The following is a 25585-nucleotide window of genomic DNA, read 5'->3' as shown; positions in this document are numbered from 1 at the left end:
GACGCTCACGGCCGCGCGACGGCCCGCAGGAGCCGCGTTCCGGGCTTTGCCCATCGTGCGGGTCGGATATGCGCGGCGTTCGCCGCCGGATGCCCTAAGCTCGCCATGAGCGAACCTGCGCGTCGCGTCGGCGCTCGACCCGCACTGGATAGTCCATGCCTGCGATATTCGATCCCTTCGGTGCGATGGCCACGTTCACCGACTGGTGGCGATGGAGCGCGCGGCTCCAGCAGACCTGGCTGACGTCGTCCCAGAATCCGCATGCGATCGAACGGCTGCAGGCGGTCCGTCTTCGCGCCCTGGTGAGCGGCGCGCGCAGACGATCGCCCTACTACCGCGAACGCCTCGCCGGCCTGGCCGAGGACGAATTCCGCCTCGAACGTTTCCCCGTGCAGGACAAGGCGGGGCTGATGGCGCGCTTCGACGACTGGGTGACCGATCCCGCACTGCGGTTCGAGGACATCCGGCGCTTCGTCGCCGACCCCGGGCGCATCGGTGAGCCCTACCTTGGGCGCTATGCGGTGTGGACCAGTTCGGGCAGCACCGGCACGCCCGGCATCTACGTCCAGGACCCGGACGCGCTGGCGGTCTACGACGCCCTGCTGTCGGCGCGGTTCCCGTCCGCAGCGGGCTCGCCCTCGCCTTTCGCGACCCTGGCCGGCGGTGGCCGCTTCGCGATGCTGGCCGCGCTGGAGGGCCACTTCGCGGGAGTGGTGTCCTGGGAGCGACTGCGCCGCCGCTACCCCTGGATGGCCGCAGCGACGCGATCGTTCTCGGTGCTGTCGCCGCTGCCCGAGCTGGTGTCCGAGCTGCAGTCCTGGCAGCCGACGGTGGTCGCTGCCTACCCGACCACGCTGCTGCTGCTCGCCGAGGAACGACGCGCCGGCCGGCTGGCGCTGGCGCCGCAGGTGCTCTGGAGCGGCGGCGAGACCCTGTCGGACGGGGAGCGGGCCGAGATCTCCGAGGCCTTCGGCTGCCCGGTGATCAACGGCTACGGCGCCTCGGAGTGCATGCAGATCGCCCATGATTGCGGCCACGGCTTCCTCCATCTCAACAGCGACTGGGTGGTGCTCGAGCCGGTCGACGAGCGCGGCCAGGCGGTGCCGCCCGGGATCGCCTCGCAGACCGTGCTGCTGACCAACCTGGCGAACCACGTCCAGCCGCTGATCCGCTACGACCTGGGCGACAGCGTGACCATGCTCGGGCATGCCTGCGCCTGCGGCTCACCGTTTCCGGCGCTGCGCGTGTCCGGCCGGCGCGACGACATCCTGGCGCTCGAGACACAGGACGGCCGCCTGGTCCGGCTGGCGCCGCTGGCGGTGGCCACCGTGATCGAGGAGGGAGGCGGCGTCCGGCGCTTCCAGCTGATCCAGACCGGACCCGCCGCGCTGGCGGTGCGTTTCGAAACGCCCCCGGGCGATGCGCGTCCGGACGCGCTGGGCCGTATCGTGACGGCTCTGCGCGCCTACTTCGCGCGCCAGGGGCTGGACCGGATCGACATATTGGAGGATCCCGCACCGCCGCTGGCCGACCCGGTCAGCGGCAAGCTGCGCGAGGTGCTCGCGATGCGGCCACCGGACCGGCGGAGCGGGACCGACACATGAACCACGGAGCTGACACACGATGATCCACACCCAGGGCCTGCCTGCCGATACTGACGGATATACCGGCGCCACCGACTTCTTCGACATCGAGCACCCGACGGTGCGCAGCTTCGTCGCCGACGCGATCGGCGACGCGACCGACGAGCGGGAACGCGCCGTCCGCCTGTTCCTGGCCGTGCGCGACCGGGTCCGCTACGACCCCTACAACCTCACCTACGAACCCGCCGCCTACAAGGCCAGCAGCGTCATCGCAGCCGGCCGCGGCTGGTGCGTGCCCAAGGCAGGCCTGCTGGCAGCGTGCGCGCGTGCGGTCGGCATCCCGTCGGCGATCGGCCTGGCCGACGTGGCCAACCACCTGAACACCGAGAAGCTGCGCGCGCGCATGGACGGGGTCAACGTGTTCTACGACCACGGCTACGCCGCGCTCTACCTCGGCGGCCGCTGGCTCAAGGCCGTCCCCGCCTTCAACATCGAACTGTGCGAGCGCTTCGGCGTCCGACCCACCGACTTTGACGGTGAGCATGACGCGCTCTACCAGGAATTCGACATCCACGAGCGCCGGCACATGGAATACCTCGCCGACCACGGCTGCTGGTCGGACCTGCCGCTGGAGCAGGTCAAGGCGGACTTCGCGATCCACTACCCAGGCATCGAGCGGCGGATGCGCGACGAGGCCCAAGGCGACGCGGACCGCTTCGAGGATGACGCCCTGCGGGAACGGAGCGCGCCGCAGGCCTGAGCGGCCTGAGCGACGGCGATAGAATCCGCTCCGGATCCGCTCGGGGTCCTGCTTCGGGAGAACAGTTTGTCCTTCGTCTCATCGCTGCACGCCGCCTGGCGGCGCTCCAACTCCCTGCTCTGCGTGGGCCTGGACCCGGATCCGGCGCGCATGCCGGCGCCTCTGAGGGGCCGCGCGGACGCGGCCTTCGACTTCTGCCGCGCCATCGTCGACGCGACTGCCGGCCATGCCTGCGCCTTCAAGCCGCAAATCGCCTACTTCGCATCGCAGCGCGCCGAGGACCAACTCGAGGCGCTGATCGATCACGTGCATCGGCGCCACCCCGGCGTACCCGTCATCCTGGACTCCAAGCGCGGCGACATCGGCTCGACCGCCGAGCACTACGCGCGCGAGGCCTTCGAGCGCTACCGGGCGGATGCGGTGACCCTCAGTCCCTACATGGGCTTCGACTCGATCGAGCCCTACCTTGCCTACCCGGGCCGCGGCGCCATCCTGCTGTGCCGTACCTCGAACCCTGGCGGCAGCGACCTGCAGGCGCTTCAGGTGGCCGCTGACCCCGCGCTCGGCGCGCCCGCCGAGCGCCTCTACGAGCGCGTGGCACGGCTCGCGTCGGGCCCCTGGAACCGTGCGTCCGGCGAACTCGGTCTGGTGGTGGGCGCCACCTTCCCCGACGAACTGCGCCGCGTGCGCGCGCTCGCCGGGACGCTCCCGCTGCTGGTTCCGGGCATCGGCGCCCAGGGCGGCGACATCGACGCCGCCGTCGCCGCGGGAGCGACTCCCGACGGCTTCGGGATGGTGGTGAACTCCTCGCGCGCCATCCTGTACGCGAGCGAAGGCGAGGACTTCGCCGAGGCGGCAGCTGCAGCGGCCCTGGCCACCAGCGACGCCCTTCGCGCGGCCCGCCGGCGCCTCCCGGCCTGAGCCGGGCGCGGGCGGCGCCTCGCGGCACCTCGCGGCACCTCGCGGCACCTCGCGGCACGGAGCACCGCGGGCGTCGCCACGCCGCGCGCTTGCCGCTACACTCTGCTGCACGTCCAGCCGCACGTTCGTGCGGCGCGCAAGTGGAGCGGCATGCGGATACTGATCGCCGAAGACGACCAGGTGCTCGCGGACGGCCTGTGCCGTTCGATGCGCCAGTCGGGCTATGCGATCGACCACGTCGCCAGCGGCAGGGACGCAGATTCCGCGCTGTCGCTGCATGAGTACGACCTGCTGATCCTCGACCTCGGCCTGCCGCATCTTCCCGGCATCGACGTCCTCAAGCGGCTCAGGTCGCGCAACTCCCCGCTCCCGGTGCTGATCCTCACCGCCGCCGACTCCGTGGAGCAGCGCGTGCGCGCACTCGACCTTGGCGCGGACGACTTCATGGCCAAGCCGTTCGCGCTGACCGAGCTCGAGGCTCGGGTGCGCGCGCTGGTGCGCCGGAGCATGGGCGCGACCACTGCCTTCCTGCGCCACGGTCCGCTGAGCTTCGACCAGGTCGGTCGGAGCGCGCGGATCAACGAGCAGCCGCTCGACCTCTCGGCGCGAGAGACCGGACTGCTGGAAATCCTCCTGCAGCGCGCCGGCCGCATGGTCAGCAAGGAGCAGATCGTCAGCCACCTCTGCGAATGGGGCGAGGAGGTCAGCCACAACGCGGTCGAGGTCTACATGCATCGCCTGCGCAGGAAGCTGGAGGGCGGCGGGGTGCGCATCGTCACCGTCCGGGGCCTCGGCTACTGCCTGGAGCGACCCGCCGAGTCCGGCGCGGTGACATGACAGAGCGCAGGCGCCGTCGCAGCTTCGACTTCGCCTACGACCCGCGGGAGCAGCGCTCCCTGTTCGGCGAGATCCTCGACTGGATGCTGGCGCCGCTCCTGCTGCTCTGGCCACTTTCCATCGTTCTAACCTTCGTCGTCGCCCGCTCGCTGGCCGACGCCCCCTTCGATCGCGCGCTGATCGACCACACCGAGGTGATCGCGCAGCAGGTCGACACCTCGGGCGAGCAGGCCGCCACGCCGCCCGGCACGCGGCTGCGCGACCTGCTGCCCGCGGGCTCGGAAGAACACACCTTCTTCCAGGTCCTGTCCGCCGACGGCGAACTGCTGGCGGGGGACGCGAACCTGCCAACGCCCAGCCTCTACGACTTCCCGACTCCGGGCAGAGTCCAGCGGCGCTTCGATCAGCACCGGGGGATCGAGGTCCGCGTGGCCTACACCTACGTCAGCCCGGGCGAGCATCCGATGAGCTCCTCTTATCCGGTGCTGATCCAGGTCGCCGAGACGCTGGATGCGCGCAACGCGCTGGCCAACGAGATCATCAAGGGCGTGATCTTTCCGCAGTTCCTGATCCTGCCGGTCGCCGTCGGCCTGGTGTGGTTCGCGCTCAGCCGCGGACTGGCGCCGCTCGAGCGGATGCAGCGCCGGATCCGGGAGCGCAGCCCCGACGACCTCTCGCCGATCAACCCGCACGACGCCCCCGAGGAACTCGGTCCGCTGATGGCCTCCTTCAACGACCTGCTGCAGCGGCTCGGAACGAACATTGCGGCCCAGAAGCGCTTCATCGCGGATGCGGCACACCAGATGAAGACGCCGCTGGCGGGCCTGCGCACCCAGGCCGAGCTCGCCCTTCGCGAGACCGACCCGCAGGCGTTGCGCCGCAGCCTGGAGCAGGTGGTGGAAAGCTCCGAGCGCGCGGCGCACATGATCAACCAGCTGCTCGCGCTGGCGCGCACCGAGAACCTGCGCAACGCGATCCAGCTCGAGGAGATGGACCTGGCGCCGCTGGCGCACGCAGTGGCGAGCGAGTGGGCCCCCGAGGCCATCCGCCGGGGCATCGACTTCGGCTTCGAGAGCGACGACGCGCCCGCGCCCGCCGCAGCCCACCCGATCCTGCTGCGCGAGCTGCTCAACAACCTCATCGACAATGCCATCGTCTACACGCCGGCCGGCGGCCAGGTCACGGTCCGGCTGGGCCGCGAGGGCCGTGAAACGCTTCTGCAGGTGGAGGACAGCGGCACGGGCATCCCGCCGGAGGAGCGTCTGCTGGTCTTCGAGCGCTTCTATCGCATCCTGGGCACGGAGACGAGCGGCAGCGGCCTCGGGCTGCCCATCGTCGCCGAGATCGCCGACCAGCACGGCGCCAGGGTCTCGATCGCCGATGGCGGGCCTGCAGATGCCCCGCGTGGCACGAAGGTGACGGTTCGCTTCCCGCCGCTTTGACAGCGACCGATGGTTGGCGCTAGTATCTGCCCTCTTTGGCGCATTAGCTCAGTTGGTTAGAGCGACGGAATCATAATCCGCAGGTCCGGGGTTCGAGTCCCTGATGCGCCACCAGTCGCCCGAGGCCCGCCGGACAGCAATTTCCGGCGGGCCTTGTCTTTTCCGGCCTCCACCGCCGGATGCATACTGGTTCTTTGTCCTCTGAGTCGACGAAGATGAAACCTCGATCGAAGAACGGGTACCGTGTCGCGGCCTTGCTGGCATGCGCGGCCGTGTGGCTGCCCGCCTGGGGTCAGCCACGCACCTTCGACGAGGCCACGCGGCTCGGCACGCTCGAGGTGACGGTCTTCCCGCAGGCGCGGCTCGACGGCAAGGAGATTCTCCTGGCGCCCGGCGCGCGCATCCGCAACGAATCGAACCTGCTGGCGGTTCCCTCGACGCTGCGCGGCAATGTGCCGGTGCGCTATCGCACGGACCCCATGGGACAGGTGCTCGACGCCTGGATCCTGACCAGCGAGGAACTTCAGATCGCCAAGGACGAAGCCCGCAGGCGGCCGAGCACCCGATGACCAAGAAGCTCTACATCAAGACCTTCGGCTGCCAGATGAACGAGTACGACTCGGCGAAGATGGCCGACGTCCTCGGGCAGTCCGAAGGGGTCACTCCCACCGACGATCCGGCCGAGGCCGACATCATCCTGTTCAACACCTGCTCGGTTCGCGAGAAGGCGCAGGAGAAGGTGTTCTCGGACCTCGGTCGCATCAGGGCGCTCAAGCGCGAGCGGCCGGACCTGATGGTCGGAGTCGGCGGCTGCGTGGCCAGCCAGGAGGGCGCAGCGATCATCGCCCGCGCGCCCTACGTCGACGTCGTGTTCGGCCCGCAGACCCTGCACCGGCTGCCGGAGCTCCTCGAGCAGCGCCGGCGCACTGGCCGGCCGCAGGTCGACATCTCCTTCCCGGAGATCGAGAAGTTCGATCACTTGCCGCCGGCGCGCGTCGAGGGTGCGAGCGCCTTCGTGTCCATCATGGAAGGCTGCAGCAAGTACTGCAGCTTCTGCGTCGTGCCCTACACACGGGGCGAAGAGGTGTCCCGCCCCTTCGAGGACGTGCTGGTCGAGGTCGCGGGCCTCGCCGAGCAGGGCGTGCGCGAAGTCACCCTGCTCGGGCAGAACGTCAATGCCTACCGGGGCTCGCTGCCGGGCGCCGACGGCGGCCCCGACGACGCGGCCGACTTCGCACTGCTGCTCGAGTACGTGGCGGAGATTCCCGGGATCGAGCGCATCCGCTACACCACGTCGCACCCGAAGGAATTCACGCAGCGGCTCATCGACGCATACGCGCGGGTGCCCAAGCTGGTGAGCCACGTGCACCTGCCGGTGCAGTCCGGCTCGGACCGGGTGCTGGCGGCGATGAAGCGCGGCTACACCGCGCTCGAGTACAAGTCGATCGTGCGCCGGCTGCGCGCCGTGCGGCCGGACATCTGCCTTTCCTCGGACTTCATCATCGGCTTTCCCGGCGAGACGGCCGAGGATTTCGCCAGAACGATGGCCCTGGTCCAGGACGTCGGCTTCGACAGCTCCTTCTCGTTCATCTACAGCCCGCGGCCAGGCACGCCTGCCGCTGACCTCCCCGACGACACGCCCCACGAGACCAAGCTCGATCGGCTGCAGGCGCTGCAGGCGGCAATCGACGCGAACGCGCGCGCCATCTCCGAAGCGATGGTCGGCAGCCGCCAGCAGGTGCTGGTCGAAGGCAATGCGCGCAAGGATGCGAGCGAATGCTCGGGGCGCACCGGCAACAACCGGGTGGTGAACTTCGCCGGCCCGACGGGCCTGGTGGGTCGATTGATCGAGGTCGAGATCACCGGAGCTCTGCCGCATTCTCTGCGCGGTCGAATCGCATCGCGCGGTTGAGCATGAGACTCACCTCTGACACGCCGGCCCATGCGACCCGGCGCAGACGGTACGGGCGCGCGCTGCTGGCCTGCTGCGCCCTCGCTGCGGGGATGGCCGCAGCAGTTCCGCCAGCACATGCCGAGGCCCCCCGGCCCTCGTTGGCCGCACCCACGGCGCTGGGCGAACTGCTGTCCACCGCCCGCAGGCTGATGGCCGGCGGCGAGGCATCCGCCGCATACGCCCTTCTCGAGCCGCAGACCCGCTGGTACGCCGGCTCGCCCGAATTCGACCATCTCCTCGGCACGGCGGCGATGGACGCGGGAAGGCCCGGCCAGGCGGTCCTCGCCTTCGAGCGGGTGCTCGCCGCCGACCCGCGCCACCTGCAGGCGCGCGCAGAACTCGCCCGCGCACTGCTCGCCACCCGCGAGACCGAAGCCGCCCGCCGCGAATTCGAGACGGTGGCCGCGCAGCGCATCCCGCCCGAAGTCAGGACGATCATCGACCGCTACCTCGCAGCGATCGCGGTCGCCGACCAGGCCGGCCGCACCAGCTTCCATGGCCGCGCGGAACTCGGCGCCGGCTGGGACAGCAACGTCACGCTGGGAAGCATCGGCTCGCAGTGGCTGCTCGCCGGCGGCACTGCGGTCGTGCCCGAAGCTTCCAGCCGGCCGCGCAGCACGGCGCTGATCGCCTGGGGAGCCGGCCTGGACTGGCAGGGTCCGATCGGTGGCGGCTGGCAGTGGACGGTCGGGGCACAGGCGATGGGCCGCTCGAACGCGAGCGCGCATACACTGGATCAGACCTACTTCGACCTCTCGGGAGGCCTGCGCTACCGCACCGGTTGCCACGGATTCGACATGCTCGCCCAACTGCAACATCTCCGCGCAGACCGATCCGCGTTCCGCAACGCGGCCGGGGCGATCGCGCAGTGGCGATGCGACCTGGACGCCCGCACGCAGGTCGGCCTGTACCTCCAGCACTTCGAATTCAGCTTCCCCGACCAGCCGGTGCGCGACGCCCGCCGCCAGGTCGTCGGAGCCACCGCAGCGCGGACCTTCGATGGCGACGGCACGCCGCTGCTGGTCGCCAGCATCTACGCCGGCCGCGAGCGCCCGGACGCCGACGTGCCTCAGCTGGAGCACGACATCATCGGTGCGCGTGGCGTCCTCAGCATCGGCGTGTCGCCGAGCGTTCGCGCATGGGCAGCCGTGGCCTGGGAGGCCCGCGACTTCGCCGGCGTCGAGCCCCTGTTCGACGCGGTCCGCGAAGATCGGCAGACCGAGGTGGAGTTCGGCGCCTCCATCCTGGTGAACCGTTCCTGGGTCGTGAAACCCCGCCTGGTCCACACCCGAAACGCCTCCAGCCTGGCGCCCAACGACTTCCGCCGGACCCAGGCGCTGGTGTCGGCGCACTACAGCTTCTGATGCGCATGCCGTCCCCACTTCGAGCCCTGTCTCGCCGGATCTCGGTGACCGCGGCGCTGGTCCTCGGATTCACAGCGCTGCCCGCGCTCGCCGCCGATGCGGTCTTCCTGGTCGTCTCCGGCGAGGTGCGGATCGTGCGCACGGGCGAAACCCCGCAGTCCGCCGCGCGCAGCGGCGATGAGCTCCGCAGCGGGGACCTGATCGTCACCAGCCGCGACGGACGGGCGCAACTTCGCTTCTCGGACGGCGCGATCGTCTCGCTCCAACCTGGAACAGAGTTCCGGATCGACGACTACCGCTTCGACCCGCAGGAGCAGCGTGGCTTCTTCAGCCTTCTGCGCGGCGCGATGCGCACCACCACCGGCGCGATCGGCAAGCGCAACCGCTCCGACTATCGGATGCAGACGCCGACTGCGACGATCGGCATCCGCGGCACCCTCTACCTGGCGGAGGAGACCGTCTGCGACCCGGCCTGCGCGCCGGGGGCTCGGGCGGGTCTCAGGGTGAGCGTCAGCGAAGGCCGGATCGCGGTGCGCACGGCAGCCGGCGAGATCGAGGTTGGCGAAGGCACTGCGGCCGAGGTGTCCTCTCCGGATGCCCTGCCCCGCTTGACTGAATTGCGGCCGCTGCTGACGCCGGCGACCCTCTTCGCGCGTGCGGCCAGCGACCTGGCGAGCAGCGTGCGACGCGGCGCCCCGCCTGCCGGGGCCGAGCAGGCCAGTGAGGCGGGGACGCCGACTGCGAGCGCAGCGGCCCCGAATGCGGCTGGCCCGAATGCGGCTGGCCCGAATGCGGCTGGCCCGAATGCGGCTGCCTCGGGCGCGGCAGCCCAGGGCGCATCGAGGGCAGGCGCGTCGGCATCGACCAAAGGGTCGGCTGGCGCGGACGACAGGATCGCGTTCGAAACGCCCGACGGTTCTGCATCGCCGCTTCAGTCCAGCTCGTCCGCGACCCCCGCAGCAAGCCGCGCAGCTGACGGACGGCTGGATCTCCTGGCTGCCATCGACGCGTCGCCGTCCGTCCCGCCGGACTTCGTCATCGTTGACCCGGTCAACCCGACGCCCCCAAACCCTCCCATCGCAGACGGCTCCGGTGGCGGTTCGTCCGGCGGCGGTTCGTCCGGCGGCGGTTCGTCCGGCGGCGGTTCGACCGGCGGCGGTTCCACGGGTGGCGGTTCCACGGGTGGTGGCTCCACGGGTGGTGGCTCCACGGGTGGCGGTTCCACGGGTGGTGGCTCCACGGGTGGCGGATCGACTGGCGGCGGATCGACTGGCGGCGGATCGACCGGCGGCGGATCGACTGGCGGCGGATCGACCGGCGGGGGTTCGACCGGCGGTGGCTCCACGGGCGGTGGCTCCACGGGCGGCGGTTCGACCGGCGGTGGTTCCACGGGTGGCGGTTCCACGGGTGGTGGCTCCACGGGCGGCGGCTCGACTGGCGGCGGCTCGACTGGCGGCGGCTCGACTGGCGGCGGCTCGACCGGCGGGGGTTCGACCGGCGGTGGCTCCACGGGCGGTGGCTCCACGGGCGGCGACTCCACGGGTGGCGGTTCCACGGGTGGCGGTTCCACGGGTGGCGGTTCCACGGGTGGCGGTTCCACGGGTGGTGGCTCGACTGGTGGTGGCTCCACGGGTGGTGGCTCCACGGGTGGTGGCTCCACGGGTGGTGGCTCCACGGGTGGTGGCTCCACGGGTGGCGGCTCCACGGGTGGTGGCTCCACGGGTGGCGGCTCCACGGGCGGCGGTACGGCCGGCGGCGACTCGACTGGTGGCGGCTCCACGGATGGCGGCTCCACGGGCGGCGGCTCCACGGGCGGCGGTACGGCCGGCGGCGACTCGACTGGTGGCGGTTCCACGGGTGGTGGCTCCACGGGCGGCGGTTCGACCGGCGGCGGCTCCACGGGTGGCGGCTCCACGGGTGGCGGCTCCACGGGCGGCGGTACGGCCGGCGGCGACTCGACGGGTGGCGGTTCCACGGGTGGTGGCTCGACTGGTGGTGGCTCGACTGGTGGTGGTTCCACGGGTGGCGGTTCCACGGGTGGCGGTTCCACGGGTGGTGGTTCCACGGGTGGCGGCTCCACGGGTGGCGGCTCCACGGGTGGCGGCTCCACGGGTGGCGGCTCCACGGGCGGCGGCTCCACGGGCGGCGGTACGGCCGGCGGCGACTCGACTGGTGGCGGTTCCACGGGTGGCGGCTCCACGGGCGGCGGCTCCACGGGCGGCGGCTCCACGGGCGGCGGCTCCACGGGCGGCGGCTCCACGGGCGGTGGCTCCACGGGCGGCGGTTCGACCGGCGGCGGCTCCACGGGTGGCGGTTCGACCGGTGGCAGCTCCCCGCCCGCGGAACTCCCTCTCGCAACTGGCCTGGCCTCAACCGGCAGCCTGCGGCTCGACCTCCGACAGATCCCGATCTTCGGCTCCCTGCAGTTCGCCTCGCCCGACGGACGCGTCGAGCTCGATTCCCAGCTGCGGCTGGAATCCGTCGGTCTGTGTCCGCAGCTCGCCTGTCTCTCGCGCGGCACTGCGGCACACGCCGACAGCGGCAGCGATCCCTATGCGAGCTGGGGCCGCTGGACCAACGGAAGCGCGGATGTGCGGGTGCTGGGAATCGGCGCGCGCATCGCCCTCGGTGCAAACCAGTCGATCCACTACCTGGTCGGCGTGCCCACGGTCACCATGCCCACCAGCGGCAGCTTCCGATACGAACTCCTGGGCGCGACGAGCCCGACTGCGAGCGACGGATCCCTGGCCCCCGGCAGTTTCAAGATGAGCGCGGTAGCGCAGTTCTCTTCGGGCGAGGCCGCACGAATCGGGCTGCAAGGCAGCGTGAAGATGGGCAACGGCCAGTTCAACATCTCCACCAACGGCGGCCTTGGCAACCCGAAATCGTCCGAGCTGACGATGCAGGGCGGCAGCACCTTCTCCGGCAGCCTCGTCACCCAGCCCAACGCGGGCAATGCCGCGTTCGACTGCGGACGGGCCGGTTGCGCGGTGCGGGTCGACGGTGCGTTCTACGGACCCGAGGCCGCCCGCCTGGGCCTCGGCTACGCCATCGTCGATCCTTCGACGCCTGGCCGTACAATCTCGGGCGTTGGAGTCCTCCAGAAACGCTGACCGGTCGCCGCCGGCGAAAGGTGCCGAACGCCCGATGTCCCGTCCCCTCGAATTCACACCCGACCCCGCCGACAACAACCGCCTGGCCAACCTCTGCGGCGCGCTCGACCAGAACCTGCGCCAGCTCGAGGAAGCCTTCGACGTCCAGATCTCCCGGCGGGGCTCGAGCTTCACGGTCGAGGGACCGCCGATCGCGTCGCGCAACGCGGTCGCCGCGCTGAAGCATTTTGCGGGGCTCGCCGTGCACACGCTCTCGCTGGACGAGATCCAGCTCGGGCTGGTCGAGCTCAAGTCCGGCGCGGTGCGCGAGCGGGCAGTCGCAGCCGGCCCCGACGACTCCCCGGTGCTGCACACGCGCCGCACCGATCTCCAGGGCCGCACGCCGAGGCAGCGCGAATACCTGCGCAACATCCTCTCGCACGACGTCACCTTCGGCACCGGCCCGGCGGGCACCGGCAAGACCTACCTGGCGGTCGCATGCGCGGTGGACGCACTGGAACGGGACTCGGTCAAGCGGATCGTGCTGACGCGCCCGGCCGTCGAAGCCGGCGAGCGCCTGGGCTTCCTGCCGGGCGACCTGGCGCAGAAGGTCGATCCCTACCTGCGCCCGCTTTATGACGCGCTCTACGACCTGATGGGCTTCGAGCGCACCGCTCGGATGTTCGAGAAGCAGTCGATCGAGATCGCGCCGCTGGCCTACATGCGCGGACGCACGCTCAACCATTCCTTCATCATCCTCGACGAAGCGCAGAACACCACTCCCGAGCAGATGAAGATGTTCCTCACCCGGATGGGCTTCGGATCGCGCGCGGTGATCACCGGCGACACCACCCAGGTCGACCTGCCGCGCGGCCATCTGTCGGGCCTGAACGAGGCGCGCCGCATCCTGCGCGATGTGCGCGGCATCGCCTTCAGCGAGTTCGACAGCTCCGACGTGGTCCGGCACCCGCTGGTGGCAAGGATCGTGGACGCCTATGAAAGCGACGCCGCCAGGTCCTGAGCCGACGCCACCTGCGCTCGCGCTGTCGGTGCAGACGGGCAGCGGAATCGCTGCGGTTCCGGTCACCCGCCCCCGGCTGCGCCGCTGGGTGCTCGCTGCCTTGCAGGGCGACGCTCGCATCACGCTGCGTTTCGTCGGCACCCGTGAGGGCCGTACGCTGAACCGCGAGCACCGGGGCCGGGACTACGCCACCAACGTGCTGACCTTCGCCTACGATCCCCTGCCGGCGCCGCCGGCAGGGCCCTCGTCGACGCGCAGGCGCACGACCGCGCCGCCCAGCCCGCCAGTGGAGGCAGACATCGTCCTCTGCATGCCGGTGATCCGCGCCGAGGCGCGTGCGCAGGACAAGCCGCTGGACCATCACCTCGCCCACCTGGTGATCCACGGCGTGCTGCACGCGCAGGGCTTCGATCACGAGGACGAGAACGAGGCGCAAGCCATGGAGCGCCTCGAAGCTGCCCTGCTGCGGCGCTTGCGCGTCCCCGATCCCTACGCGGCGGAGCGGGACGGCGCGCACTGAGCCCGTTTGGTCCGGTCGGCGAGTTCGGTTATCCTCGGCCGACCGGAACTCATGCCAGATATCGATGTCCGAGCCTCCTTCGGGCAGCGAGCCAAAGCGCTCCCTGCTCGAACGCCTATCGGCGCTGCTGCTGCGCGCCCCCGAAGACCGGGAACAACTGCTGAGCCTGCTGCGCGCGGCGCACGACCGCGACCTGCTCGACGCCGACGCCCTCTCGATGATCGAGGGCGTGTTCCAGGTGTCCGAACTCGCCGCCCGCGACATCATGGTGCCGCGCGCCCAGATGGACGTCATCGACGTCGTGCAGAGCCCCGCCGAATTCCTGCCGCGCGTGATCGCCACCGCGCATTCCCGTTTCCCTGTGGTCGAGGGAGAACGCGACAACGTGATCGGCATCCTGCACGCGAAGGACCTGCTCAGGATCTTCGCTGACGACCCTCCTGAATTGCGCGACCTGCTGCGACCGGCCGTGTTCATCCCCGAGTCGAAGCGCCTGAACGTGCTGCTGCGCGACTTCCGCGCCAACCACAACCACGTTGCGATCGTCGTCGACGAGTACGGCGGCGTCGCCGGCCTGATCACGATCGAGGACGTCCTCGAGCAGATCGTCGGCGACATCGAGGACGAGTTCGACTTCGACGAGGAGAGCGACCACGTCCTCCCCGTTGAACCCGGAGCCACCGGTCCGCGTTATCGGATTCGCGGCATCGCCGAGATCGAGCAGGTCAACCGGGTGATGGGAAGCCAGCTTCCTGACCAAGACTTCGACACCATCGGCGGGCTGGTCACCGAGCACTTCGGGCGCGTGCCCAGGCGCGGCGACCACGTGGTGCTGGAAGGTTTCCGCTTCGAAGTGCTGCGGGCCGATGCCCGCCAGGTGCTGCTCCTGATGGCGGAGCGCGCGCCAGATTCCGTCCGCCAAGATGACGCGCAGGCGCCTGCGCACTGAACCGCGCGGGCTCCGGACAACGTTCGCGGCGGCCGTCCTGGGCGTCGCGCACGCCGCGGCCTTCTCCCCTCCTCTCGACGCCTGGTGGCTGCAGACCGCGACGCTTGCGATGCTGTTCGCGCTGCTGCGCGTCGCCGACCCGGGCCCTGCGCGCCGCCTGCTGGCGCCGCTCGCCGCCTTTGGCATCGGCTGGTTCGCCAGCGGGGTCGGCTGGCTGCACACCAGCATGCACGTCTACGGCGGCATGCCTTCGCTGCTGGCGGCGGCGGCGGTGCTGCTCTTCTCGCTGTACCTGTCGCTGTTCCCGCTGGCGGCCGTGCTCGCGGCGCGCCGGCTCGCGCGCCCCGCGGCCGGCAGCGACGGGCTGCCGGTGGCGCTCGCCTTCGCTGCCTGCTGGGGCGCATCGGAACTGCTGCGGGGCTGGCTGTTCACCGGCTTTCCCTGGCTGGCGATCGGCTATGCGCACGTCGACGGCCCCCTGTCCGGGTTCGCGCCGCTGGTCGGCGCGCACGGCATCGCCGCCCTCGCGGCGCTGCTGGCGGCGCTGCTTGGGCTGGGGCTGCCTGCGCTGCTGCGCGGCCAGCGCGAGCGCGCACGCCGGCCGCTCGCCCTGGCGGTGCTGCTGCCGGTGGCGGGCGCACTGCTGGGCGCCTGGGAACCCACCGCGCCCAGCGGCGCTCCGGTCAGCGTGCGGCTCGCGCAGGGCAACGTGCCCCAGCAACTGAAGTTCGACCGCCAGCGCGCGCTGGACGCGATGAACGACTACACGGCGATGATCGAGTCCGCCGACGCGCAGCTGGTGGTGCTGCCCGAGACCGCGTGGACGGTCCCCTGGAGCGCGACCCCTCCCGATCTCGCGCAGCGGATCGCGGCGCACGCACAGCGCGCCGGCGCGGCAGTGGCGATCGGGATGCCGCTGCACTCGGCCGTCCCCGGCCAGACCGGGCATTACACCAACAGCGTCGCGCTGCTTCGCGAGGGGGTGCTTGCCCAGCGCTATGACAAGCGCCACCTGGTGCCGTTCGGCGAGTTCATTCCGAGCGGGTTCGCGTGGTTCGTCGAGATGATGCACATCCCGCTCGGCGAGTTCGGGCGCGGCGCGCGCGGGCAGGCGCCGTTCGAGATCGCCGGCCAGCGCTTCGCCTTCAACATCTGCTACGAGGATCTGTTCGGCGAGGAGCTGCTTGGCGCGATCCGCGACGGCGGCGCCAGCGTGCTCGTCAACGTCAGCAACATCGCGTGGTTCGGCCAGTCGCGCGCCCTGCCGCAGCACCTCACGATCGCGCGGATGCGCACGCTCGAGACCGGCCGGCCGATGCTGCGCGCGACCAACACCGGCGTCACCGCCTCGATCGACCATCGGGGACGGGTGCTCGCCGAACTGCCCCACCACCGCCGCGACACGCTCGACGTGAAGGTGCAGGGCACGGCCGGGCTCACTCCCTACGTGCGCGCCGGCAACCTGCTGCCCGCCGGGCTCTTCCTGCTGCTGCTCATCCTGTCACGGCCCGCCGGACGGGCATGGCCTGCCAGGCGATAGAATCCGGGGTTTGCTCCCACCGGCAGGATCGCCCTCCGATGCTCAGCTTTCAGCAAATCATTCTCCGCCTGCAGGACTACTGGGATCGTCAGGGCTGCGCGCTGCTGCAGCCCTACGACATGGAAGTCGGCGCGGGCACCTTCCACACCGCCACCTTCCTGCGCGCCATCGGCCCCGAGCCCTGGCGCGCCGCCTACGTCCAGCCGTCGCGCCGGCCCAAGGACGGCCGCTACGGCGAGAACCCGAACCGCCTGCAGCACTACTACCAGTACCAGGTGGTGCTCAAGCCCTCGCCGCCGGACATCCTCGAGCTGTACCTGGGCTCGCTTAAGGCGATCGGCGTCGACCTGCAGGCCAACGACGTGCGCTTCGTCGAAGACGACTGGGAGTCGCCCACGCTGGGCGCCTGGGGCCTGGGCTGGGAGGTCTGGCTCAACGGCATGGAGGTGACGCAGTTCACCTACTTCCAGGAGGTCGGCTCGCTGAAGTGCCAGCCGATCACCGGCGAGATCACCTACGGCCTCGAACGCCTGGCAATGTACCTGCAGGGCGTCGAGAGCGTCTACGACCTGGTCTGGACCGACGGCGTCACCTATCGCGACGTCTTCCACCAGAACGAGGTGGAGCAATCCACCTACAACTTCGAGCACTCCAACGCCGAAATGCTGTTCCGACACTTCGACGATTACGAGGCCGAGGCCAAACGTCTGATCGGCGCGCAGCTGGCCCTGCCTGCCTACGAGATGGTCATGAAGTGCTCGCACACCTTCAACCTGCTCGACGCGCGCGGCGCCATCTCGGTCACCGAGCGCGCTGCCTACATCGGACGCGTGCGCAACCTCGCACGGCAGGTGGCGCAGGCCTACCATGACGCCCGCGAGCGGCTCGGCTTCCCGATGCTGGCCCGCGCGGGCAACGACGCGAAGGCGGCCTGACCATGAGTGCGAAACCGCTGCTGGTCGAACTGCTGACCGAAGAACTGCCCCCGAAGGCCCTGAAGCGCCTTGGCGAATCCTTTGCCGCAAGCGTGGTCGATGGCTTGCGCACGCGCGGGCTGGCCGCTGCCGACGTCGGCCATCGCACCTTCTGCACGCCGCGCCGGCTCGCGGTGCGCGTCGATGCGGTGCTGTCGCAGGCGCCCGAGCGCAGCGTCGAGCTGAAGGGACCGTCGCTGAAGGTGGGCCTGAACGCCGAGGGCAAGCCCACGCAGGCGCTGCTGAAATGGGCGGAGAAGCAGGGCGCCTCGATCGACCGCCTGACGCAGGCCTCCGACGGCAAGCAGGAGTGCTTCTGGTTCCGCAGCACCCTGCCCGGCGAGAGCCTGGCAGGCGCGATCGACGCGGTGATCGCGCAGGCGATCACCAGGCTGCCGATCCCCAAGGTGATGGAGTACCAGCTGGCCGACGGCCGCACCAGCGTGAGCTTCGTGCGCCCGGCGCACCGCCTGGTGGCCCTGCATGGCGCGGACGTCCTGCCCGCGTCCGCGCTGGGCCTGCAGGCCGGCCGGATCACCGCCGGGCACCGCTTCCAGGGCGCGGCCTCGATCGAGCTTGCCGACGCCCAGGGCTACGTGCATCAGCTGGAGCGCGAGGGCCGGGTGATGCCCGACTTCGACACCCGGCGCGCGCGCATCGAGGCCATGCTGCGCGAGCGCGCCGCGGCGCTCGGCGCCTCGCTGGGCGACGAGGCTTCGGTGGCACCGCTGCTTGACGAGGTCTGCGCGCTGGTCGAATGGCCGGCGGTCTATGCTGGCGAGTTCGAGCGCGAGTTCCTCCAGGTGCCGCAGGAATGCCTGATCCTGACGATGCGCACCAACCAGAAGTACTTCCCGCTGTTCGACGCCAGCGGGCGGCTGCTGCCCAGCTTCCTGATCGTCTCGAACATGGACGTCGAGGACCCGCGCTTCATCGTCGACGGCAACCAGCGGGTGGTGCGCCCTCGCCTGGCCGACGCGCGTTTCTTCTTCGAGCAGGACAAGAAGACTCCGCTGGCGGACCGCGTGCCGCGGCTCGCCGCCGTGGTCTACCACGCCAGACTGGGCACGCAGGCCGAGCGGGTGCAACGCGTGCGCACGATCGCCCGCGCCATCGCGGAATCGCTGGGCGCCAACGACGCCCATGCCGACCGGGCCGCCCTGCTCGCCAAGACCGACCTGCTGACCGGAATGGTCGGCGAGTTCCCGGAGCTGCAGGGCATCATGGGCGCCTACTATGCGCGCCATGATGGCGAGCCCGGGCCGGTCGCCGACGCCATCCTCGAGCACTACCGTCCGCGCTTCGCCGGCGACGATCTTCCCGCCTCTGAGACCGGCACGGTGCTGGCGCTGGCCGACAAGCTCGAGACCCTGGCAGGGCTGTTCGGCATCGGCCAGCAGCCCAGCGGCGACCGCGACCCCTTCGCGCTGCGCCGCCACGCGCTCGGCGTGATCCGCCTGCTGATCGAGAAGCAGCTTGCGCTGTCGCTGCCCTGGCTGGTCGACCGGGCCTTCGAGGCTTTCGGAGATCGCGTCGGCAATGCGCGCGCCGAGCTCGAGACCTTCGTGTTCGAGCGCCTCGCCGGCTACCTGCGCGAACGCGGCTACACCGCCCAGGAGGTGGCGGCGGTGGTGGACCAGCGCCCCGCCGACCTCGCCCAGGTGCCGGCGCGCCTCGAGGCGGTGCGGGCCTTCTCGGCGCTGCCGGAGTCCGCCGCGCTCGCGGCAGCCAACAAGCGGATCGGAAACATCCTGAAGAAGGCCGGCAACGTCGCCGGCGGCGAAATCCAGCCCGCGCTGCTGTCGGAAACCGCCGAGAAGGCGCTGCACGAGGAAGTGGCCGCGATCGCGCCGGACGTGGATGGCCGGATCGCCGCTGGCGACTACACCGGCGCGCTGGCGGCGGTGGCCCGGGCGCGCAGCGCGGTCGACGCCTTCTTCGACGCCGTGATGGTGATGGCCGAGGACCCCGCGGTGCGCGCCAACCGGCTCGCGCTGCTGGCCCGGCTGCACCACATCATGAACCGTGTCGCCGACATCTCGAAGCTCTCGAACGCGTGAAGCTGATCATCCTCGACCGCGACGGGGTCATCAACCACGACAGCGACGCCTACATCAAGTCGCCCGAGGAGTGGCGCCCGCTCGAGGGCAGCCTGGAGGCGATCGCGCGCCTGACCAAGGCCGGCTACCGCGTGGCGGTCGCCACCAACCAGTCGGGGGTGGCGCGGGGCCTGTTCGACCTCGCCACCCTGGCTGCGATCCACGCGAAGATGCACCAGGCGGCCGCGGCCGCCGGCGGACGCATCGAATCGGTGTTCTTCTGTCCGCACGCGGCCGACGACCAGTGCGGTTGCCGCAAGCCGAAGCCGGGAATGCTCGAGGAGATCCTGCGCAGGTACGGCGCCGAGGCGCGCAAGGTGACGATGGTCGGCGACTCGCAGCGCGACCTGGAAGCCGCAGCTGCGGTCGGATGCCGGCCGGTGCTGGTGCTGACCGGCAAGGGCCGGGACACCATGCGCAAGGGCGGCCTGCCCCCCGAAACCCTGGTTCGCGTCGACCTCGCGGCGGTGGCCGCCGAACTCGCGCCGTGAGCCGCTGCAACCGCCGGCGCGGCTGGCGCCAGCCCTGCCGACGTCAATGACCCGCAACACCCCCTCCTCCGCGGTGCTCGCGCTGCGCTCGGTCGCCTTCCTGGTCTTCCAGCTGAGCACCGTGATCCCGGTGGCGATCGGCTGCCTGCTGTGCGCGCCGCTGCCGCTGCATGCCCGCTACCGGTTCACGATTCGCTGGCCGCGCATGGTGATCTGGGGCGCCCGGACGATCCTGGGCATCCGTCACCAGGTGATCGGCGCGGAGAACCTCCCCGACGCCCCCGCCATCGTCCTCTCCAAGCACCAGTCGAGCTGGGAGACGCTGTTCTACCCGACCTACATGCCGCGCGAGCTCTGCTACGTGTTCAAGCGGGAGCTCCTGTTCATTCCGTTCTTCGGCTGGGGAATCTGGCTGCTCGACATGATCCACATCGACCGCAGTCGTGGCATCGACGCCTTCGAGCAGGTGGTCCGCCAGGGCGCGCGCAAGCTCGCCGAGGGCCGCTGGCTGATCATGTTCCCGGAGGGCACCCGCACGCGCGTCGGCGGCCAGGGGCGCTACAAGACCGGCGGGCCCCGGTTCGCCGTCCGCACCGGGGCGCTGGTGATCCCGGTGGCGGTGAATTCCGGCGAGTGCTGGCCACGCAAGGCCTTCCTCAAGCGCCCGGGCCTGATCACCGTCTCGATCGGGCCGCCGATCGCGCCGGAGGGGAGGTCGCCGGAGCAGCTCAACCGCGAGGTCGAGGACTGGATCGAGGCCGAGATGCGCCGCATCAGCCCGCATGCGTATGCGGCCGCACCGGCGCCCGGCGGCCGCGGCCCGGACCGACTCGCATGAAGCGCCTCGGCAAGCTCGCGAACAGGCTCGCGGATGCGGCGCGCCAGCTGTCGCTGCCGCTGGTCGGCGCGCCTCCCGCCGCCCCGATGGTGCAGCGCGCCGGCCACCGCCTGATGCGGCTCGACGGCATCTTCGTCGAATACCAGCTGTGCCGCTCCGATCGCCGCACCATCGGCTTCACCATCGATCGGCGCGGACTCACCGTGACCGCGCCGCGCAACGTACCGGAGGCCCGCATCGACGCGGCACTCGGCGAACGCGCCGATTGGCTCCTGCGCAAGCTCGATGAATGGCGGGAGCGGGCGGCGCACGCCGAGCGCCGGGCAGTCCGCTGGGAGCATGGCGGGTCGCTACCTTACCTGGGTGAAGACCTTCTCATCCGCGTAGACCACGGCCGGCGGGCGCCGCCGCGGCGCGAAGGGCGCGAGCTGCGCATCGCGCTGTCTGCGGAGGCGCCGACCGAGGAGGTCCGCGAGCGCGCGCAGGGCTGGCTGAAATCCGAGGCGCGGACGCTGTTCGCGCTGCGCCTGGCGCACTACGAGGCCGGCTTCGGCATCGCTCCGCGGAGCTGGGCGCTGTCGTCCGCGCGGACCCGCTGGGGCAGTTGCAGCGCCAACGGTTCGATCAGGCTCAACTGGCGGCTGGTGCACTTCCCGCCGCACATCGTCGACTACGTGATCTGCCATGAGCTCGCGCACCTGCGCGAGATGAACCACGGTCCGCGATTCTGGCGCGCCGTCGGGGAACTCTACCCGGACTACGAGCGCGCGAGGCGCTGGCTGCGCAGCCGCGAGGCCAGTTCCACGTAGACCTCCACCGGGACGTCCTCCGCGCGCGCGGTGGGCTCGATCAGCGTCTGCGCGTCCACGCCGCGCGCCGCCAGCCAGGGCAGCAGCGTGCCCCGCAGCATCTTGCGCCGCTTTCCGAACGCCGCCGCCAGAAGTTCCGAGAGCACGGGCGGCTCCAGTTCCGGCGGCTGCTGCCTGGGCAGCATCCGAACCACCGCCGAATCGACGCGCGGCGGCGGGTCGAAGGCCTCGGGTGGCACGTCGAAGAGCGCCTCAACCTCGTAGTAGGCCTGCAGCAGCACCCCCAGCCGGCCGTAGGCGGCACAGCCGTGGGCGGAGACGATCCGGTCGACGACTTCCTTCTGCAGCATGAAGTGCTGGTCCGCCACGCAGTCGCGGAAGTCGAGCAGCCGCACCAGCAAGGGGCTGGAGATGTTGTAGGGAAGGTTGCCGACCAGGCGCATCCGCCGCTGCGCCGCAAGCGCCCGCAGGTCCACCGCCAGCACGTCGGCCTCGATCAGCTCGAGCCGGTCGCCGTAGCGCCTGCGCAGACGGGCGGCGAGATCGCGATCGATCTCGATCGCGGTCAGCGTCGGCACGCGCCGGAGCAGCGCGTCCGTCAGCGCCGCCAGCCCCGGCCCGATCTCGACCAGCAGCTCGCCTGGCTTCGGGTCGATCGCGGACGCAATCGCCTCGATCACCGAGCGATCGCACAGGAAATGCTGGCCGAACCGCTTGCGCGCGACGTGAGCCACGGAGCGGTCAGCGATCGCGGTATTCGACGTAGGTGCGGTCGCGCACCTGGCGCAGCCAGTCCTGCAGCGTCTCCTCGATGCGCCGTTCGCGCAGCGCCTGCCGTGCCAGCGCCCGCACCCGCTCGGGCGAGGCGGCGTCGGTGCGGCGTTCGAGCACCTCGATCAGGTGGTAGCCGAACTCGGTGCGCACCGGCTCGCTGAGCTGGCCGGGCTGCAGCGCGTTCATCGCCCGCTCGAAATCCGGCACGGTGTCGCCAGGATAGATCCAGCCGAGATCGCCACCCCGGCCGGCGCTTCCGTCCACCGAATACTGGCGCGCCAGCTCGGCGAATTCGGCGCCGCCCGCCTGCAGGCGGCTGCGGATCTCGGCAAGGCGGCGCAGCACCTCCGGCTCGGAGACCAGCTCGGACGGACGGATCAGGATGTGCCTGGCCCGCGTCTGCGTGACCGGGCCGCCTTCGAGCTTCGCCGCCCCGGCGTCGCGCCTGGCGATCAGCTTCAGCACGTGGAAGCCGTTGGGGCTGCGCAGCAGCGCGGAGACCTCGCCGGGCTGCATCGACCCGGCCGCCTTGGCGAAAATCTCGGGGAGACGGTCGGCGGTGCGCGTCCCGAGTGCGCCGCCGCTCATCGCATCGGGGGCGTCGGAGAATGCCGCGGCGAGCCGCGCGAAATCCCCGCCCGCGCGCGCCTGCCGGATGACCTCCTCGCCGCGCAGCCGCTGGCGCTCGATGTCCTCTGCCGAGGCGCCCTCTGGCACGCGTAGCAGCACCTGGGCGAGTTCGTATTCGGGCTGCGCGCCGCTGACGTCACGCTGCTCGGCGAGGAAGGCATCGATGTCCGCCTCGCTGATCTGGATCCGCGCGTCGACCTCACGCTCGCGCAGCCGTGCGACCAGCAGTTCGTCGCGCAGGTCCTCCCTGAACCGCAGGAAGCTGACCCCGTCGGCCTCGATCTGGGCCCGCAGCTGCGCCGCGCTCAGGCCGTTTTCGGTGGCGATGCCCGCAACCGCGCGCTCGAGCTGCGCGTCGTCGACGCGAAGCCCCTGCTCGCGGGCCATCTGCGCCAGCGCCCGGTCCATCACCAGGCGCTCCAGAACCTGCTTCTCGAGCACGTCGGCCGGCGGCGCCTGGATGCGCTGCCGGCGCAGCTGGCGCTCCACGCTGCGGACCCGGGAAGCGAGTTCGCTGGCCGTGACCACGTCGCTGTTGACGACCGCAACCACCCGGTCGAGCGGGCGCGGCGCGGCGCCCGACTGGGCACCCGCCAGCGCCGCCCAGAACAGGCAGGCGAGGAACACGACCGGTCGAAGGGAAAGGTTCATTCGTATCCGAAGAAGCGGGAGGGCAGGGCCGGACGGTCGTTCGGCAGCCGGTAGCCGGGGATGTTCCGGCGCAATATATCAAACGGGTCCGAGCCCAGCCTGGCGAGCCCGGCCAGTTCGAACTGCAGGAAGAAGGCCGAGGTGTTGCGTCCCTCTGCGGTGACGAAGCGCTGGGTGACGAACCTCAGCGTCCAGCAGTCGACCAGGTACTCGAAGCCGAGCACGCCCTCGATGATCCCCGGCTTGGCATCGACCAGCAGGCCCGATGCGGGGTCGACGCGCTGCTTGAGCCAGGAGTAGTTGACCCGGCCCATCACCGTCCAGCGCGGCGCCACCGGCCAGCGCCAGGAGGTGTCGATCTGGCCGAGCTCATCGCGCAGGTAGCGCACGCCCGCGTTGAGGATCCTGCCGTCGCCCGGCAGGTAGCGCCAGAGCAGGTTCAAGCGCGGCACCTCGGAGTCGCGCACGCTGTACTGGAGACCGGCGTCCACGCTCATGCCACGGCCCAGTCCGGCAGTGGCCGCGAACAGCAGGTCGGAGCGCTTGTCGTTGCGCGCCGCCACGCCGGGGATCGACACGCGCTGGTCGGAGAAGTACATCCGCTGGCCGAAGGCGAACCTGAGCGATTCGGCCCCGGTGGCCGGCTCGATCAGGCGCGAGACGACCGCGGTGGTGAGCTGGTTGGCGTCGGCGATCCGGTCGTGACCGACGAAGCTGTTCTCGGAGAACAGCTGCGGAAAGCCGAAATCGGCGACGCCGGTGTCGAACACCGGGAAGGCGGACTGGTCGCGGTAGGGCGCGCGCGCATAGAACACGCGCGGCTCCAGCGTCTGGGTGAGATCGCGGCCGAAGAAACTGGTCGGCCGCTCGAAGACGAGGCCGGCATCGAGCGAAAAGACCGGCACCGAACGGTGCAGCGAGGTCTCGGTGAGCGGAGACCCGCCGTCGAGACGGTAGCTCGACATGTGCAAGCCCAGCTTGGGCACGACGAACCAGCCCGGGCGCACGATCGGGTAGCTCACCTGCGGGAAGGCGACCATCCGCAGGCCTTCCGGCGAGCCCTGCAGCGGGCGCTGGAACCAGGTCGCGTCGAACATCGCGTCCACGTCGAAGCCGGCGACGTCGCGCTTGGCCCAGGTCGCGTTGAACTGCGGCACCCGCTCGTAGGGCGGCGCGCGCCGGGCGTCCAGAATGCTCTGGTAGCGGGTCGCGCGCGCCAGCAGGGTCCAATCGCCCATGCGCCGCGTCGCGACCACGTCGCGCGGCAGCACCCGCTCCGAGCTCGAGAGGATCGAGCGCGAATAGTCGACGAAGTAGTTGTCGTCGGAGACGCCGCGCAGGTCGACCCAGCCGCCCCAGCCGGCGAGATCGGCGAAGGAGTGCTGGTAGCTGTACAGGTAGCGGCTGTTGCCGGTGAGCGAATCGTCCGGCGTGTACTCGACCTTGAGATCGCCCTGGTAGTTGTGCTCCAGGTAGCGGTACTGGCCACCCAGTTGCAGCCCGCGGCGCACCATCACCCTGGGGTGCAAGGTGAGGTCGCGGTTCGGCGCGATGTTCCAGTAGTAGGGGACGACAAACTCCGGGCCGGTGCGCGAGGTCATCGCGAAGCCCGGGGTCAGGAAGCCGCTGCGGCGCCGGTCGCCGAGCGGGAAGGCGAACCAGGGCGCCGACAGCACCTTGCGCCCGCCCACGCTGAGCCCGGCCCAGCGTCCCTTGCCCGATTCTTCCTCGGTGTCGATCACCATTTCTTCAGCGCTGAGAACCCAGTCAGGGTCCTCGGGCCGGCAGGTGGTGTAGGTGGCGTTGCGCAGGCCGATGCGGTCCGGGCCGAGGAAATCGATGCGCTCGGCTTGGCCGCGGCCGTTGTAAAGCGGCAGCTCGTAGCTCGGCGAGGTGAAGAAACCCTCGGTGCTGTCGAGCTTGAGCCGAAGCTCGGGGCCGGTGATCACGCTTCCCTGGCGCACCACGCGCACCGCGCCCACCGCCAGCACCTCCTCGTCCTCGGGGTACCAGGTGATGCGATTGCCGCGCACCACGGTTCCGGCACGTCGCAGTTCAGCGTCGCCCTCGAGGGTGAAATCGCGCCCGGGCCGGCCACTGAGCGAATCAGCCCGGCCGTAGACCGGCCGGCCTTCGCTCTGCGCGGCGCCGGCCTCGTTGAGCTGCGTCTCGAGCCGAAGCGCCATGCCCTGCTCGCCAGCGGCCTGCGCCGAGGCGCACCAGGCAAGCGTCAGCAGTGCGGAATACCGGAAGGGAAAGGAAGCCATCGCGTTTGATCTTCTATTATACGAACCCGTCCGTCCGGCCCCGATGCCCGCGATCCCCGATCCCTTCCG

The 25585-nt window shown here is 70.7% G+C and carries 21 protein-coding genes and 1 tRNA gene; 19 read left to right on the top strand and 3 right to left on the bottom strand.

Annotation, left to right across the window (positions count from 1 at the left end; translation table 11 throughout):
- Nucleotides 1-155: 155 nt before the first annotated feature.
- The 19 genes from HNQ70_RS10650 (at nt 156) to HNQ70_RS10565 (ending at nt 21194) form a co-directional block, all read left to right on the top strand.
- Nucleotides 156-1604 (top strand): phenylacetate--CoA ligase family protein, encoded by a 1449-nt coding sequence (locus tag HNQ70_RS10650; protein WP_183967248.1) that lies wholly within the window; start codon nt 156-158, stop codon nt 1602-1604.
- A gap of 19 nt (nt 1605-1623) precedes the next feature.
- Nucleotides 1624-2343: a transglutaminase-like domain-containing protein gene (locus tag HNQ70_RS10645; RefSeq protein WP_183967246.1), complete on the top strand. Its 720-nt coding sequence runs from the start codon at nt 1624-1626 to the stop codon at nt 2341-2343.
- A gap of 66 nt (nt 2344-2409) precedes the next feature.
- Nucleotides 2410-3264 (top strand): orotidine-5'-phosphate decarboxylase, encoded by an 855-nt coding sequence (pyrF, locus tag HNQ70_RS10640; RefSeq protein ID WP_183967244.1) that lies wholly within the window; start codon nt 2410-2412, stop codon nt 3262-3264.
- A 150-nt stretch (nt 3265-3414) separates the two neighbouring features.
- Nucleotides 3415-4101 (top strand): response regulator, encoded by a 687-nt coding sequence (locus HNQ70_RS10635; RefSeq protein ID WP_183967242.1) that lies wholly within the window; start codon nt 3415-3417, stop codon nt 4099-4101.
- Nucleotides 4098-5543 carry a sensor histidine kinase gene (locus tag HNQ70_RS10630; protein ID WP_183967240.1) on the top strand — a complete coding sequence of 482 codons (1446 nt, stop codon included), beginning with the start codon at nt 4098-4100 and terminating at the stop codon, nt 5541-5543. The genes HNQ70_RS10635 and HNQ70_RS10630 overlap by 4 nt, the downstream gene beginning before the upstream one ends.
- Before the next feature lie 37 nt (nt 5544-5580).
- A tRNA-Met gene (locus HNQ70_RS10625) sits at nt 5581-5657 on the top strand.
- A 101-nt stretch (nt 5658-5758) separates the two neighbouring features.
- Entirely contained in the window at nt 5759-6112 is a 354-nt protein-coding gene (locus HNQ70_RS10620) for a hypothetical protein (RefSeq protein ID WP_183967238.1), read from the top strand.
- Complete coding sequence (miaB, locus tag HNQ70_RS10615; RefSeq protein WP_183967236.1) at nt 6109-7455, top strand: tRNA (N6-isopentenyl adenosine(37)-C2)-methylthiotransferase MiaB; 1347 nt, start codon at nt 6109-6111, stop codon at nt 7453-7455. The genes HNQ70_RS10620 and miaB overlap by 4 nt, the downstream gene beginning before the upstream one ends.
- A gap of 140 nt (nt 7456-7595) precedes the next feature.
- Complete coding sequence (locus tag HNQ70_RS10610) at nt 7596-8861, top strand: tetratricopeptide repeat protein (RefSeq protein ID WP_183967234.1); 1266 nt, start codon at nt 7596-7598, stop codon at nt 8859-8861.
- 44 nt (nt 8862-8905) lie between these two features.
- Nucleotides 8906-11974, top strand: a complete 3069-nt coding sequence (locus HNQ70_RS19940) for a FecR domain-containing protein (protein ID WP_221302760.1) — start codon at nt 8906-8908, stop codon at nt 11972-11974.
- A 34-nt stretch (nt 11975-12008) separates the two neighbouring features.
- The gene (locus HNQ70_RS10600; RefSeq protein ID WP_183967232.1) at nt 12009-12974 is read left to right on the top strand and encodes a PhoH family protein; all 966 of its coding nucleotides are present in this window, start codon (nt 12009-12011) and stop codon (nt 12972-12974) included.
- Entirely contained in the window at nt 12949-13494 is a 546-nt protein-coding gene (gene ybeY / locus HNQ70_RS10595) for an rRNA maturation RNase YbeY (RefSeq protein WP_246434902.1), read from the top strand. Before HNQ70_RS10600 ends, ybeY begins: the two co-directional genes overlap by 26 nt.
- 64 nt (nt 13495-13558) lie before the next feature.
- A complete protein-coding gene (locus HNQ70_RS10590; protein WP_183967222.1) occupies nt 13559-14443 on the top strand; it encodes a CorC family transporter in 885 nt (294 codons plus the stop codon).
- Nucleotides 14418-15983 (top strand): apolipoprotein N-acyltransferase, encoded by a 1566-nt coding sequence (lnt, locus tag HNQ70_RS10585; protein WP_183967214.1) that lies wholly within the window; start codon nt 14418-14420, stop codon nt 15981-15983. Before HNQ70_RS10590 ends, lnt begins: the two co-directional genes overlap by 26 nt.
- Nucleotides 15984-16021: 38 nt before the next feature.
- Nucleotides 16022-16918, top strand: coding sequence for a glycine--tRNA ligase subunit alpha (gene glyQ / locus HNQ70_RS10580; RefSeq protein ID WP_183967212.1), 897 nt, complete (start codon nt 16022-16024; stop codon nt 16916-16918).
- Between the two features lie 2 nt (nt 16919-16920).
- On the top strand, nt 16921-19017 hold the full coding sequence (gene glyS / locus HNQ70_RS20200) for a glycine--tRNA ligase subunit beta (protein ID WP_246434901.1): 2097 nt from the start codon (nt 16921-16923) through the stop codon (nt 19015-19017).
- Nucleotides 19014-19547, top strand: a complete 534-nt coding sequence (gene gmhB / locus HNQ70_RS20195; protein ID WP_343060733.1) for a D-glycero-beta-D-manno-heptose 1,7-bisphosphate 7-phosphatase — start codon at nt 19014-19016, stop codon at nt 19545-19547. Before glyS ends, gmhB begins: the two co-directional genes overlap by 4 nt.
- A 73-nt stretch (nt 19548-19620) precedes the next feature.
- Nucleotides 19621-20385: a 1-acyl-sn-glycerol-3-phosphate acyltransferase gene (locus tag HNQ70_RS10570; protein WP_183967979.1), complete on the top strand. Its 765-nt coding sequence runs from the start codon at nt 19621-19623 to the stop codon at nt 20383-20385.
- Entirely contained in the window at nt 20382-21194 is an 813-nt protein-coding gene (locus HNQ70_RS10565) for a M48 family metallopeptidase (protein WP_183967210.1), read from the top strand. Before HNQ70_RS10570 ends, HNQ70_RS10565 begins: the two co-directional genes overlap by 4 nt.
- Here HNQ70_RS10565 and rsmA read toward each other — a convergent pair.
- The 3 genes from rsmA to HNQ70_RS10550 are packed head-to-tail and all read right to left on the bottom strand — an operon-like array spanning nt 21143 to nt 25516.
- The gene (gene rsmA / locus HNQ70_RS10560) at nt 21143-21928 is read right to left on the bottom strand and encodes a 16S rRNA (adenine(1518)-N(6)/adenine(1519)-N(6))-dimethyltransferase RsmA (RefSeq protein WP_183967208.1); all 786 of its coding nucleotides are present in this window, start codon (nt 21926-21928) and stop codon (nt 21143-21145) included. The two genes, HNQ70_RS10565 and rsmA, sit on opposite strands and share 52 nt — an antisense overlap.
- A 7-nt stretch (nt 21929-21935) precedes the next feature.
- A complete protein-coding gene (locus HNQ70_RS10555; protein ID WP_183967206.1) occupies nt 21936-23249 on the bottom strand; it encodes a peptidylprolyl isomerase in 1314 nt (437 codons plus the stop codon).
- Nucleotides 23246-25516: an LPS-assembly protein LptD gene (locus HNQ70_RS10550; RefSeq protein WP_183967204.1), complete on the bottom strand. Its 2271-nt coding sequence runs from the start codon at nt 25514-25516 to the stop codon at nt 23246-23248. Before HNQ70_RS10550 ends, HNQ70_RS10555 begins: the two co-directional genes overlap by 4 nt.
- Nucleotides 25517-25585 lie beyond the last annotated feature (69 nt).

Source organism: Quisquiliibacterium transsilvanicum, assembly GCF_014202215.1.
GTDB lineage: Bacteria > Pseudomonadota > Gammaproteobacteria > Burkholderiales > Burkholderiaceae_E > Quisquiliibacterium > Quisquiliibacterium transsilvanicum.
This window is presented reverse-complemented; position numbering and strand designations above follow the sequence as displayed.